This is a genomic window from Pseudomonas sp. MH9.2 (assembly GCF_034353875.1).
Lineage (GTDB): Bacteria > Pseudomonadota > Gammaproteobacteria > Pseudomonadales > Pseudomonadaceae > Aquipseudomonas.
Genome location: NZ_CP133784.1, coordinates 4,962,273 through 4,974,451 on the forward strand (window position 1 = coordinate 4,962,273; position 12,179 = coordinate 4,974,451).

Sequence of the window (12,179 nt, forward strand, 5' to 3'; positions counted from 1 at the left end):
ATTCGGTCGCCAGACCGCTGCTTCTCACTTTGGCTTCAAAAAGCGAGCTCTTAAAGTTTAAAAAATCTGTCGCCTAGCACAGCGCCAATCATTGGGATTGGTACGTCTGAAATTTGAGGTGGCAGCGTGGATTATTCACTTGAAGTAAAAATTTGGTCGTTGGCGCAGGCGGTCTATTCAGATGAGGATTTTGCTGAACTGATCATCGACGTGGCCAAGATATACAAGCGGCGACCTGGGTATTTTGACGTGGAGCGAATATATGCATCGACTATCGGGGCTCAAGGCGTCTCAGCGCTACGCACCGCCCTTGAGCAGCCCGTGGAGCAAGTATACGGTTTCGCCGCGTCGAGCTTTGTGCTTGTGAGAGCTCCCTTACGCCAGCATCTTTACGAGCAGTTACAGCGAAGACTGATCGAGTCTGGATACTCTTGCGACGCGGTGCTGGAGGATCGGATGGCGCGGGACTTAGGGCTTTGAGAAAGTGGAGCGGGGGGGCATTTACGTATTCGCATCAGGCGCGTTTGATCGTTGTGCATTCGTAGATCACTCGGCTGTCGCTTTCACCTGGTAATGCCGCTGCGCTTTTGCTCTGTTCCCGCACGTAGCCATGGAGCACCACCGTCTCCGGTGATTCTTGGACGTATCGATAAACAGCCAAGTACACCCCTCACACTGCTTGATTTTTGCAACCAAATCGCTGGCAAGCAGCTCATGCAGCCCCAGGGCGAGTCTCTGTGGGATGGTTGTCAAATCGGTTATGGCTGGAGATGTTTTCCAGGATGTAGCACCGACTTTATCTCGGGATAGAAGGGCGCTAGAAATTGCTTTCTTAATCGAAGTCTCGACGGTTTTCCAATCATCGGCAGGTGGCGCTTCGTTTCTGACAATAGCCTCGAAGACTCGGTAGACCGCCTCACGCCACTGCACCAAATCATTCAGCGCTTGTTCCGAGTCCGCTGGAGCGCTTGAGGCAGTGTCGGCGATCCTCTTGAACTCTGCAGAATCGATCAAATCAGCTGCCTCACCCCAAGCTAGAGCAGAGGCGTAGCTTGTCAGTCGATCCTGGTCAACTGAACGTCCATGGGCGTCAACGGTGTTGAGGAAGTCGAGTACCGCGTTACCCGCGACGAACGCTGATTTTGGCCATTTGTGTGGAAACATATAACCTTCATCTATTACTTTACCGGTTAGCTCAGACTATAGCCTTTCTAACTGTTAAAAGCGTTGATGGTGGTTTTAAAAGTTTTCCGCGCTACCACTGCCTGATGTCTTTCGGTTTGAGGGCGAAGTGTAGTGGTCTAAGGAAAACGAGAACGCCTAGTGAACCGCCAAGTCGATGCAATTTAGTATTGAACGCCTGCAGGCCTGCGGAGGGCGTATGCACTCAAAAGGCTCTGTGCGACGACATCAGGAGCTTTTTAGCTTTGCCCCGGCTTGATTGATGGCTGTTGAGCCATTCTCGCAGCTGAATTTGGATTGCTATGCTTCCCGAACAGGCCTTGCGCTACATCCAGTTGTTGTACGAAATCTAGCGTGAAGATCAGCGATCTGAAACCGGATTTACGCAGCCGAATATGGCAAGAAAAGGCTGTGCCCGTGATGATCTGTTTCATGCTTGGATGATCGTCCTGCGCGAGTTTGTGCTCGATGGTGTAGCTATCGCCAAGTCCTTCGATTACAGCCTGAAACGCTGGACGGCGTTGTTACGCTATCTTGATGACGGTGCTGTACTCATAGACGACAATCACGCAGAGCAGCAAATTCGACCGTGGCCGCTGGGTCGCAAGCAGACTCTTCGCGGGGTCGTTGCGCAGCGGTAAGCGTACGGCTGCACTGATGAGTTAGATCCAGTCGTCCAAGCTCAATGCGCATGATCCGTACGAGTATTTGAAGGGCGTACTGACATGGCTGCCGACGCAGCGGGCGAGTGAGACTGCCGAACTGTTGTCGGTGACGCAACCTGTAATGCCCATCAGCTTACGTCACAACCATGGGAGCTGGCGTATAGTCAACAAAAGTCACAGGTGAATTGCCTGATGAACTCCCAGAAACCCCGGCGTGACTTGCGCAAACGCTTGAGAAGGATATTCATGATGAGGCCCCTAAGAAAGGAGTCCGCTGCTTGTCCTCCGCCTATAAATGCACCTGACATCGCCAGTGCAACGGTTCCTCAAACGCTTGCGGCTCTCCATGTGAACCCAGATGCCGGGCTCACACATTCGGAGGTCGACTCACAGCGCAAGGAGCACGGCTACAACGAAGTAGCCGAAAGGAGAGGGCATCCGGCCCTGAGATTCCTGCGAAAATTCTGGGGTATCTCGGCATGGATGCTCGAGCTGATCATGATTTTATCCGCTGTACTCGGAAACTATACCGATCTTGCGGTTGTGGGCGCGCTACTGGTTGTCAACGCTGTACTGAGTTTTACTCAGGAACAGCGCGCCGCTGGCGTCGTCAAAACTCTGCAAAAGCGCTTGCAGGTCAACACCCGAGTGCTGCGCGACTCGAAGTGGCAGGTGATTCCCGCCCGAGAGCTGGTACCTGGCGACATTATCCGCGTGCGCCCAGGTGACATCATCCCAGCGGATCTAAAACTCCTCTCCGGCGCCATGAGCCTGGATCAGTCCGCGCTGACCGGCGAGTCGAAAGAGTCTGATAAAGCGCCCGGCGAAGTCCTCTCATCGGGATCTATCGTACGGCGTGGGGAAGGCAATGGCGTGGTGATTTTAACGGGCGCGCAAACCTATTTCGGTCGTACTACAGAACTCGTGCAGCAGGCGCGTCCGAAACTTCATATCGAAGCGGTCGTAACCAAGATCGTGCGCTGGCTGTTTGTCATTGTAGGCGTACTGCTCGGCGTGGTGCTCGCGCTATCGCTGATTCGCGGCGTACCGCTGCTCGAAATGATCCCTCTCCTGCTTGTCCTCTTGATGAGTGCGGTGCCGGTCGCCCTTCCCGTCATGTTCACGGTTAGCATGGCTTTCGGATCGAAGGAGCTGGCCCAGCGTGGAGTGCTGGTCACCCGGTTGAGTGCTACGGAAGATGCCGCCACGATGGACGTCCTTTGCGTGGACAAGACAGGCACAATCACGATGAATCAACTGGCTGTCACGGGCGTTATCCCGTTGAAACATGCGACGGAAGCCGATGTTTTGGTCTCGGGCGCGCTTGCGTCACAAGAGTCCAACCAAGATCCTATCGATCTCGCCTTTCTCGCAGCAGCTAAAGCGCATCATGTGTTCGACGGCCTTGTTGCCGGAACGCCCGTATCCTTTTCTCCATTCGATGCGAAAACTCGTCGGACGGAAGCCATTGTTGAGCAGAATGGACAGCGGGTGCGCGTAATGAAAGGCGCCGTGCGCACCATCTCAGAAGCCTGTGGACTCCAGCCGCTCGAGATCGAGACGTTGGACGCGCGTGTCAGCGTGTCAGCCGCAAAAGGCTTTCGCACGCTAGCGGTAGCGCGCGGCGCCGAGGATGGCGTCCCTGTCCTGCTTGGATTAGTGGAGTTGTACGATCCTCCGCGACCGGACGCCAGGCAGCTCATCGCGACTCTTCATGAGCTGGGAGTGCAGGTCAAGATGCTGACAGGGGACGCGCTCCCGGTGGCACTCGAGATCGGCAAGGGCGTCGGACTCACCCAGATCAGGCGCGTGGCGGATTTAAAGGCTGCGAGCGCACAAACCGGCGCCGTAGTCGACCTTTTCGCCGGTGCTGACGGCTTTGCCGAAGTATTCCCGGAAGACAAATATATCGTGGTAAAGCATCTTCAGGCCGCAGGCCACGTAACCGGGATGACGGGCGACGGCGTCAACGACGCTCCAGCTCTCCGTCAAGCTGAGGTTGGAATAGCTGTCAGCACCGCTACCGATGTCGCCAAGAGCGCCGCGAGCGTTGTTCTGACCGAGGCGGGGCTGATCAACATTGTCACGTTGGTAGAGCAGGGACGGACGATTTATCAACGTATCCTTACATGGATCATCAACAAGATCAGCCGTACGATCCTGAAGGCCGCGTTTGTGGCCATCGCATTCGTTGTAACAGGTAAGTTTGTGGTCTCCGCCTTTGCGATGCTGTTGCTGGTGTTCTTGACGGATTTCGCGAAAGTTTCCCTCTCCACAGACAACGTTAAGCCATCGAAGAACCCCGAGACGTGGAACATAGGCGGCTTCATCACCGTGTCGGTCGTTCTTGGCGTCGCGATGGTTGCCGAAACGCTTTTTCTTTTGTGGGTTTGCTGGACGAGATTCAATTTGGCAAGCAACAATGACACCCTCTACACGTTCAGCTTTCTTATGCTTCTCTACTTTGCCATATTCTCAGTCGTGTCGGCACGGGAGCGCAGTTGGTTTTGGGCTACCCTGCCGAGTAAGACCTTTATGTCAGCTTTAACAGCGGACGCCATTGTGGGCACAGTCCTGACGTTCGTAGGACTCAAGGGGCTCGCTCCTTTGCCCGGATGGCAGATGCTCGCGATATTCGGTTATGCGCTAGTCTCTTGTCTAATTCTGAACGACGCTTTGAAGGTCGCGATGATCAGATGGCGAGTTCCCAATGCAGCTTCAAGGCAACCAGCAATCGCGCCGGCAGCGCCGAAAGGCGGCATATGAAAATCAATTCGGCGGATTTTAGAATTCTGGAAAGGCGACGACGTCAATTTCCGCAAGTGGCCGACAAACTGGAACCTTTCTACAAGTCAAAACAGCAATATCGCAAGGTCTTAAGAGCGCTTGTTGCGCAATTGAGCACGCTCATGCCAACGATATCCGTAAGCGCTTCACCCATCGTGAGGTCACCACGAGACAGATCATCATGTTCGGCTTGACGGGTGGGCTCATTCCTTGCCCAGCGGCCATCACCGCTCTGCTGCTCCGCATTCAGGTCAAAGAGGTCGCCTTGGGTGGCATGCTCGTCCTGTGCTTCAGCATTGGCCTGGTGCCCACACTGGTCACCGTCGGTGTAGCGGCAGCTATTGGCGCCAAGCAGGCCTAGAATCGCTGGCCTTGGGTGGGCACCGTTGCTCGTCGTGCACCTTATCTGTCCAGCAGGCTGATTATCGCAGTCGGTCTGGATCGGCCTGAACGCATAAGGCGGCTCTTGAGTGTTTGAGCTCACCAGCTACGTTGGTCTGTTCCTGGCGGCACTCGGTGCCGCCACGCCGCTTCCAATGCAATCTGAAGCGGTGTTGGTCGGGATTAGTTGACCACTACAAAGTGCCTAGTTTTAGCATCTGTAGCAGTAACCCTGATCTTTCCATCACAAAGCCAAATGCAATACCGACCTATGGTCAAATCTTCCTAGATGTCACTTATCCACTGGAACGTGAGTGTTCCCAGCGCAGCCATAGCAAGCACGCCTACGACATGAAGCGAGATAGCCCCAATTGCGGAAATGAACCGTTCCTTTTGGTTTAACGAGGCTGATCCTGCTGACGCTATTGAGAAAATAGCAAGTCCTATGCAAAAACTGGTGATGATCGCAAGGTGCCATCGCGGGAAGAGAAGCGGCGAATCCGCCCAGAAGCCGATGGACAGGCCAATGAAGTACCCGCTGGCCAAATTCGCCACGAGCGTTCCTGCGGGCATGCTTGGAAACGAGCTCTTAAGCTTTGCCCCCAAAGCACTGCGTAACCAGCCTCCTAGCGATGCGCTTATGGCGATGGCCATTATTGTTCTCACCACAGCTAGCGAACTCCTTGCAGCTCTAGGGGCTGAGAGCTTACGTATGTAATGAATGAAGGAATAAAGCAGGCAAGCTATCTACATGCCCCCGAAGTGAATAGGAAAGCACAGGATGCCTCCTTTCCAGGACTCGCTCCTGCACCTCCGGTGAGGATGTGAGTCCGCCTCCGGGGTTACATTCTATAGGGGTGGCGGGATGCTTCAAGTGAGAGCCTCTCTAGACAGGGAAACTCCGAACAACTTGAGCAGATTGGGGGCTTGAGTAGCGGCGTCATCTATTTCCGGTGAAAAACGGATCATAAATACCGACCCCTTGGGCTCTTCAGTCCGGCTTACCTTACTACGAGCGCACCTCACCCAAGCCCAACAAGTGTTTTCGTACCATCACAAATTCGGCAGTGCAAACGGCGTGGTCAGATGAGCGGTATTTTTCATCAGCTCACGAAGTCGCACTTTCACATAACCTAACTGACGTTTGACCACCCGTAAGGGTGCTCGACTGTAGCAGGGATTCGGGCTTTGCAATACTCGATCTTGCGCTTGGCCTTGTAGAGCTGGCTTCCCTTATTCCGTTTGTAATAGGTGTTCCGCCGCGCGGTAATTTGCCAGATTACTTGACGATTTTCGTGCTCTTCACGCTTCTCAACGCCGATGTATCCCGCGTCGGCGTACATCGTGTTTTCGTTGCAAGGCAGCAGTTCGGCCCTAGGTGACCTCGGCCACGTTCGCGGCCCTACCGTGAACGTGATGAGCCAGGCGCGACTGCACATCGGCGCCGATATGCGCCTTCATTTCGAAGAAGTATTGGTTACCCTTTGTTGTCTTGTGCATATCTGGATCACGCTTGCCATCCTCGTTTTTAGTCGAGCGGGGCGCATGAGTAATCATGGCGTCGATGCTTGTGGGGTATGCTTTAAGATATAATTAGCGAAACACAGCTCTTCCATTACGCATACGCACCATTACTCAGCGAAATAGTTATCCAAATCGGCCAGATATGTAGTCTTCCGTTTGCTTGATTTTTGGCTTGGTGAAAATAATGTCGGTCAAATCATGTTCAATCAATTCACCCATAAACATAAAGGCGGTGTAGTCTGATACTCGTGCGGCTTGCTGCATGTTGTGAGTCACGATGATGACGGTGTATTGCTGTTTCAACTCCGTAATCAACTGTTCTATGCGTCCGGTAGAAATCGGGTCGAGAGCGGAAGTCGGTTCATCTAGGAGCAATACCTGTGGCCGTAAAGCAATGGTGCGCGCTATACACAGACGCTGCTGTTGACCACCAGACAGACCCTGTGCGCTTTGTTTGAGTTTATCCTTTACTTCGTCCCAAAGTGCGGCTCCATTTAAGGCTTGTTCGACACGTGCATCCATCTCATGACGGGATAGCGACTCATGGTGACGTACTGCATAGGCAACGTTGTCGTAGATTGACATCGGAAACGGTACCGGTTTTTGGAATACCATGCCGACATGGCTGCGTAGGCGATTCATCGAGTAACCAGAAGCGAGAATGTTCTCCCCGTTGAGTAGTACCTCGCCGCGCGCTTCCTGCTTTGGGTACATGGAGTAGATACGGTTAAATACCCGCAGCAGTGTCGACTTCCCACAACCTGAAGGCCCGATGATTGCAGTGATGCGCTTCTCTGGAATATCCATGTCGATGGACTTCAGGGAACGTTGGTTATTGTAAAAAAACTCTAGGCCACGAACGCGAATTTTAGTTCTTTCGTTGGTAAGGTCAAGGCTATTCATCAGGTCAACCTATTGCGCAAAAGTATCAAGCGGGACAGAAGACTTAGTATCAATACAAACAATGTCAGCACTAATGCTCCAGCCCAAGCCAGAGAGTGCCAGTCCTCGAATGGGCTCATGGCGTACTGGAAAATTACCACCGGCACGCTGGCAATCGGTTTAAGAAGATTGCTGCTCCAAAACTGGTTGCCGAATGCTGTAAACAGTAGCGGCGCCGTTTCACCAGTGATCCTGGCTAGCGCGAGAAGTACCCCGGTAACCACACCCGCTTTCGCCGCTCGCAATACGATTTGCAACGTCAACTTCCATTGCGGGACGCCTAATGCCAGCGCCGCTTCTCGCATTGTTGATGGTTGCAACTGAAGCATCTCGTCAGTTGTTCTTACCACTACCGGAATCACCAATAGCGCCAATGCCAGAGCCCCGGCGATGGCAGAAAAACCGACTTGGTGGTTTGTCAGCATGTTCAGCGGCAGGATGACGCCGGTGTAGATGAATAACCCCAGCACAATGGAGGGCGCCGAGAGCAGAATGTCGTTGATAAATCGGACTATAGTGCCTAGACGCGAATGTCGTGCGAACTCCGCTAGCCAGATCCCTGCCATGAGGCCAATGGGTGTGCCAATCAGCAACGCGATGGCCGACATCAGAGCACTGCCGTAGAACGCATTTGCTAAACCGCCTTCCGTACCAGGTGGCGGCGTCATCTCAGTAAAGAGGCGGAAATTAAGCGCCTGAAATCCATTGACCACCGTAGTCAGCATAATCCAGACCAACCAAATCAAACCGAAGGCTGTGGCACCACAACTCAGCACCATCGCAAGCCGATTCTTGAATGTACGAATTTTGTAAAGACGTTCATTGCCAATCATAGGCCCTCCTTGCGAGACAGTCGCATAAGCATGAGTCGCGCTAAGGCCAAGATGATAAAGGTGACAATAAACAGCAGGAAACCCAGAGCGATTAATGCCGATCGGTGCAGATCGGTATAGGCCTCGCTGAACTCGTTGGCTATTACCGAAGCTATGGAGCTGCTCGGCATCAGTAATGAGGCCGAGAACTGATTGGCATTACCTAGCACGAAGGTCACCGCCATTGTCTCGCCCAAGGCCCGTCCTAACCCCAGAAAAACACCACCAACAACCGCAGACCGTGTGTAGGGAAGAACGATGTCCCAGACCACCTCCCAAGTGGTACTGCCTAATGCGTACGCAGACTCCTTGAGGGTTGTCGGGACACTGCGAAACACCTCATGCATTACTGAAGTGATGAATGGCATGATCATGATGGCTAGAACAATACCGGCAGTCAGCATGCCTATCCCTAATGGAGGGCCCTGAAATAGCGAACCAACCAAAGGTAACTCACCCAGATAGTCGTTGATCCAGGGCGATAGATGTTCTGCCATGAATGGCCCAAAAACAAACAGGCCCCACATGCCATAGATAATTGACGGGATTCCCGCCAACAATTCGATGGATGAGGCAATTGGCATGCGCAGCCAAGGCGGCGCGACTTCAGTAAGAAACATCGCAATGCCAAAACTGATAGGCACCGCTATAAGCAATGCCAGAAAAGACGTCATGAGAGTGCCGTAAATCGGCACCAAAGCGCCGAAGTGGTTATTGACAGCATCCCATTCCGTGCTGGTAAGAAAATCGAGGCCGAAGGTTCTTAGTGCAAGACTACCGCCCCACAGTGTCGAAGCCGCGATGCTTGCCAGCAGTAACAGCACCAACAGTGCAGCTCCCAGCATTGAACGTCTAAACCAAAGATCATGACGCTGATCGCGAGCGGCACGCGTATCAGTCGTCGCGTCGCTAATGTGAATGGTCATGGCCAGAGGTTGGACTGTGTCGTTCATCATATGTCTGCTCATAAACAAACCCCTTCGCCAGGCAAAAATTTGCTTGAAGAAGGGGTGTTTTAGGTGTTGCTGAATCAATGGGCGAAGTCAGATTTCCAATAACCTTCGATCCGCTTAACCAGGGAATCAGGCAAGGCTACGTAGTCCAGCGCCGAGGCCTGTTGCTGACCGTTCTCCAATGACCATTTGAAGAAGTTGAAGGCTGCTTGGCTTTGCTCGGCATTTTTTGGCTGTTTGTACATAATGATCCAAGTGGTCGCAGTGATCGGCCATGCGCTATCGCCGGGTGCGTTGGTCATGATCAGGCTGAAGTCCTTAGCGTTAGCCCAATCCGCAGTATCGGCAGCCGCTTGGAAGGCTTTGGAATTGGGTTGAATGAACTTCCCTGCAGCGTTCTTCAGCTGCGCGTGAGTCATCTTGTTTTGAAGGGCATAGGCGTACTCAACATAACCGATTGAGTTTTTGATTTGCTTTACGTAGGCGGAGACACCTTCGTTGCCTTTGCCGCCCACACCGACCGGCCAAGGCACAGTGGTACCGAAACCGACTTTAGATTTCCAATCATCACTCACTTTGGTCAGGTAGTTGGTGAAGTTATAAGAGGTGCCAGAGCCGTCAGAACGGTGAACGACGGTGATTTTACCGCCGGGTAGTTTCATACCTGGATTCAGTGCGACGATGGCCGGGTCGTTCCAAACAGTAATCTCACCAAGGAAGATTTTCGCCAGGGTCTCACCGTCCAGCTTCAATTGGCCTGCGGCGATACCATCAATGTTCATCACCGGCACGATGCCGCCAATGACACTGGGAAATTGGCCTAGGCCGCTGGCCTTGAGGTCATCAGCAGACAATGGGGCGTCGGAGGCACCAAAATCTACTGTTGCCGCCTTGATCTGAGCGATACCTCCACCCGAGCCAATCGACTGGTAATTGATGCGGTTGCTGGAGCTTTTGCTGTAGTCCTGCGACCACTTGGACAGTACCGGATAGACAAAACTGGAGCCCGCACCGGTAACATCGGTCGCATGAGCAACGCTACTCAGGCAGAGGGCAGCCAGCAAGACAGACAGGCTTTTTTTAGTCAGCAACATCACGACAACACCTCAATGGAAGGGTTTAAGTGGATTGACCCACCTAGTCAGAGAAGTGACGATTTAACTCCTTAAATATTTCTGTCTGATGACGATTGGGGTGTTGTTAGCAATATTTTGAAATAAATTTTAACAATTCGCATTCGCTTGCCTGAGCGCTGAAAAGCAGGCGGCACTGGGGTTCTAAGCCCAAACCGACGGAATTTGTCCATCTCGTCAAAATTGGCAACTACTCCCAGTCAATCCCAGCCAAAATGGCCTCCAGGTCAATCGGTTACCGCTTGTCGCGGAATGCAAGCTTGAACGCATGGTAGTGGGGCGCACGTAGATTCGGAAAAATCGTACGCTAAGACTTCGGTAGTCACATGACGTAAACAACCCGCGTGTAGGTGAGGCAGGAGAAAATCTGGCCCTACCCGCAACACCCGTGCTGCGTCTGAATCGGAGGGCATTTCGTAGAACCGAAGGAACAGAACACACAGCAGTCGCCGGGGTTGGGACGCAGCAGCGTGTTGCAGTTGCGGCACTCGTAGTAAAACTGGCAGGCGTCAGTCGGCATGGTTTCCTGCCGGGAAAATCCACAGCGCGGGCACGTCAACACGGACTCCAAGACAATAATGTTCAATGCTTACTTGTCCCCGGTTGCACGGATGCTCAGAGCCGCCTTGCCCGTGCTGGCAAGATGCGCGATAAGATGAATCGCGCTTTCCTCAGTGATCTTCAGCGAAGCGGCCAGGGTCGAAACATCCATCTGGCCCTTGCCTTCCATTGCCGTGAGCGCCTCGCGCTCCAGACTTTCCATCCACTCGCCGAATAGGGTATGGAGTTCCGGTGTGGTGAAGGCCGCCATTGAGGTGGTTTTATGCATGGCGGTTAACATCTCCGCGCACATTCCCATGCACATACCCATCATATTCTGCATGGGGTTTCCTGCTTCGCCTTCCTTATGGCTACCCATCTGCCCCATCATCTTTTGCATCATAGCCATGGGGCCTTCGCCACCCTGGCCCATTGATGACATCATCTTTTTCATCTTGCCCATCATCGGGTTAGAGCCGTTGTCTTGCCCCGACTCGGATTCACTGCTCTCTTTGGTGTCTTGGTTTTTCGATTCCATCTCAAATCTCCTTTGCGTTGGATTACGTGAAATAAGGGAACGGCGTCAGGTTTTCTTGAAAATTGCCCCGTAGTGGTAGGGCGGCAGCTTGACCAGCCCTTCCAGTTGGAAGCCAGCCGGTTCAGCTACCGCGCGGGTCTCCTCTGTGGACATGCGAAGTTCCGTGCGTGGCCCGCGCGGCTGGCCCAGCACAGGCGTGTCTTCGCGTGCGATGGGATACCAATTGACGATTGCGAAGCGACCGGCGGGCTGGAGAGCGGCGGCGACTTCCTTGGACAGTGCGGTTTTGTCTGGCACGCCATGGAAAGTATTTGCGATCAAGACAAAGTCTACTGGGCTGGCTATCAGCCGGCTTAATTCCATCGCATCGCCGAGTAGCCAGTCACAGTTCGACATCCCGTCACAAGCGGCTTCCGCTTGCTCCAGCATCGCCGGGTCGAGGTCGAGGTCGAGGTCGAGACCGATGACGCGGCCTGGGCCAACCCGGCGGGCGATGGCTGCGGTGAAATAGCCGTCGCCGCAACCCAAATCGACAACGGTCATCCCGGATTCGATACGCAATTCCTTGACGATGCCATCGGGGTCGGGCCATAAGGCATGCCACCAGTTTTTGTCCGGCATCCCCGTAGCTTGAAACAATCGGTCTTGAAGCATCATTTGAG

At 53.4% G+C, this 12,179-nt stretch carries 11 protein-coding genes and 4 pseudogenes; 5 read left to right on the forward strand and 10 right to left on the reverse strand.

Annotation, left to right across the window (positions count from 1 at the left end; genetic code table 11):
- Positions 1-126: 126 nt before the first annotated feature.
- Positions 127-480 carry a hypothetical protein gene (locus RHM55_RS22830; RefSeq protein WP_322178450.1) on the forward strand — a complete coding sequence of 118 codons (354 nt, stop codon included), beginning with the start codon at positions 127-129 and terminating at the stop codon, positions 478-480.
- A gap of 66 nt (positions 481-546) precedes the next feature.
- Here RHM55_RS22830 and RHM55_RS22835 read toward each other — a convergent pair whose 3' ends face one another.
- Positions 547-1,164, reverse strand: coding sequence for a CGNR zinc finger domain-containing protein (locus RHM55_RS22835; protein WP_322178451.1), 618 nt, complete (start codon positions 1,162-1,164; stop codon positions 547-549).
- Positions 1,165-1,481: 317 nt separating this feature from the next.
- Here RHM55_RS22835 and RHM55_RS22840 point away from each other — a divergent pair.
- The 4 genes and pseudogenes from RHM55_RS22840 to RHM55_RS22855 form a co-directional block, all read left to right on the forward strand.
- A pseudogene (locus RHM55_RS22840) lies at positions 1,482-2,031 on the forward strand (IS66 family transposase); the annotation flags it as partial.
- 164 nt (positions 2,032-2,195) lie between these two features.
- On the forward strand, positions 2,196-4,613 hold the full coding sequence (locus RHM55_RS22845) for a plasma-membrane proton-efflux P-type ATPase (RefSeq protein ID WP_322178452.1): 2,418 nt from the start codon (positions 2,196-2,198) through the stop codon (positions 4,611-4,613).
- 127 nt (positions 4,614-4,740) lie between these two features.
- Positions 4,741-5,112, forward strand: a pseudogene (locus RHM55_RS22850) (sulfite exporter TauE/SafE family protein); the annotation flags it as partial.
- A pseudogene (locus RHM55_RS22855) lies at positions 5,105-5,200 on the forward strand (DedA family protein); the annotation flags it as partial. The pseudogenes RHM55_RS22850 and RHM55_RS22855, both read left to right, overlap by 8 nt.
- Before the next feature lie 100 nt (positions 5,201-5,300).
- Here RHM55_RS22855 and RHM55_RS22860 read toward each other — a convergent pair.
- From RHM55_RS22860 to RHM55_RS22900, 9 genes and pseudogenes are all read right to left on the reverse strand, one after another.
- Positions 5,301-5,669 carry a CrcB family protein gene (locus RHM55_RS22860; RefSeq protein WP_416151990.1) on the reverse strand — a complete coding sequence of 123 codons (369 nt, stop codon included), beginning with the start codon at positions 5,667-5,669 and terminating at the stop codon, positions 5,301-5,303.
- A 355-nt stretch (positions 5,670-6,024) separates the two neighbouring features.
- Positions 6,025-6,587: pseudogene (locus RHM55_RS22865) on the reverse strand (IS5 family transposase); the annotation flags it as partial.
- Positions 6,588-6,662: 75 nt separating this feature from the next.
- Positions 6,663-7,442: a phosphate ABC transporter ATP-binding protein PstB gene (gene pstB / locus RHM55_RS22870; RefSeq protein ID WP_322178454.1), complete on the reverse strand. Its 780-nt coding sequence runs from the start codon at positions 7,440-7,442 to the stop codon at positions 6,663-6,665.
- Positions 7,442-8,314, reverse strand: coding sequence for a phosphate ABC transporter permease PstA (pstA, locus tag RHM55_RS22875; RefSeq protein WP_322178455.1), 873 nt, complete (start codon positions 8,312-8,314; stop codon positions 7,442-7,444). Before pstA ends, pstB begins: the two co-directional genes overlap by 1 nt.
- A complete protein-coding gene (gene pstC, locus RHM55_RS22880) occupies positions 8,311-9,279 on the reverse strand; it encodes a phosphate ABC transporter permease subunit PstC (protein ID WP_416152032.1) in 969 nt (322 codons plus the stop codon). Before pstC ends, pstA begins: the two co-directional genes overlap by 4 nt.
- A 104-nt stretch (positions 9,280-9,383) precedes the next feature.
- The gene (gene pstS, locus RHM55_RS22885; RefSeq protein WP_322178456.1) at positions 9,384-10,400 is read right to left on the reverse strand and encodes a phosphate ABC transporter substrate-binding protein PstS; all 1,017 of its coding nucleotides are present in this window, start codon (positions 10,398-10,400) and stop codon (positions 9,384-9,386) included.
- Between the two features lie 412 nt (positions 10,401-10,812).
- Complete coding sequence (locus RHM55_RS22890; protein ID WP_322178457.1) at positions 10,813-11,025, reverse strand: GDCCVxC domain-containing (seleno)protein; 213 nt, start codon at positions 11,023-11,025, stop codon at positions 10,813-10,815.
- Between the two features lie 3 nt (positions 11,026-11,028).
- A complete protein-coding gene (locus RHM55_RS22895; protein WP_322178458.1) occupies positions 11,029-11,517 on the reverse strand; it encodes a hypothetical protein in 489 nt (162 codons plus the stop codon).
- 45 nt (positions 11,518-11,562) lie between these two features.
- The gene (locus tag RHM55_RS22900) at positions 11,563-12,174 is read right to left on the reverse strand and encodes a class I SAM-dependent methyltransferase (RefSeq protein WP_322178459.1); all 612 of its coding nucleotides are present in this window, start codon (positions 12,172-12,174) and stop codon (positions 11,563-11,565) included.
- Positions 12,175-12,179: the final 5 nt, after the last annotated feature.

Excerpts from the sequence above, each read along its gene's own strand:
- pstC (WP_416152032.1), bottom strand. The coding sequence starts at position 9,279 with ATGACCATTCACATTAGCGACGCGACGACTGATACGCGTGCCGCTCGC.
- RHM55_RS22895 (WP_322178458.1), bottom strand. The coding sequence starts at position 11,517 with ATGGAATCGAAAAACCAAGACACCAAAGAGAGCAGTGAATCCGAGTCG.
- RHM55_RS22860 (WP_416151990.1), bottom strand. The coding sequence starts at position 5,669 with ATGGCCATCGCCATAAGCGCATCGCTAGGAGGCTGGTTACGCAGTGCT.
- RHM55_RS22835 (WP_322178451.1), bottom strand. The coding sequence starts at position 1,164 with ATGTTTCCACACAAATGGCCAAAATCAGCGTTCGTCGCGGGTAACGCG.
- RHM55_RS22900 (WP_322178459.1), bottom strand. The coding sequence starts at position 12,174 with ATGATGCTTCAAGACCGATTGTTTCAAGCTACGGGGATGCCGGACAAA.
- pstB (WP_322178454.1), bottom strand. The coding sequence starts at position 7,442 with ATGAATAGCCTTGACCTTACCAACGAAAGAACTAAAATTCGCGTTCGT.
- pstA (WP_322178455.1), bottom strand. The coding sequence starts at position 8,314 with ATGATTGGCAATGAACGTCTTTACAAAATTCGTACATTCAAGAATCGG.
- pstS (WP_322178456.1), bottom strand. The coding sequence starts at position 10,400 with ATGTTGCTGACTAAAAAAAGCCTGTCTGTCTTGCTGGCTGCCCTCTGC.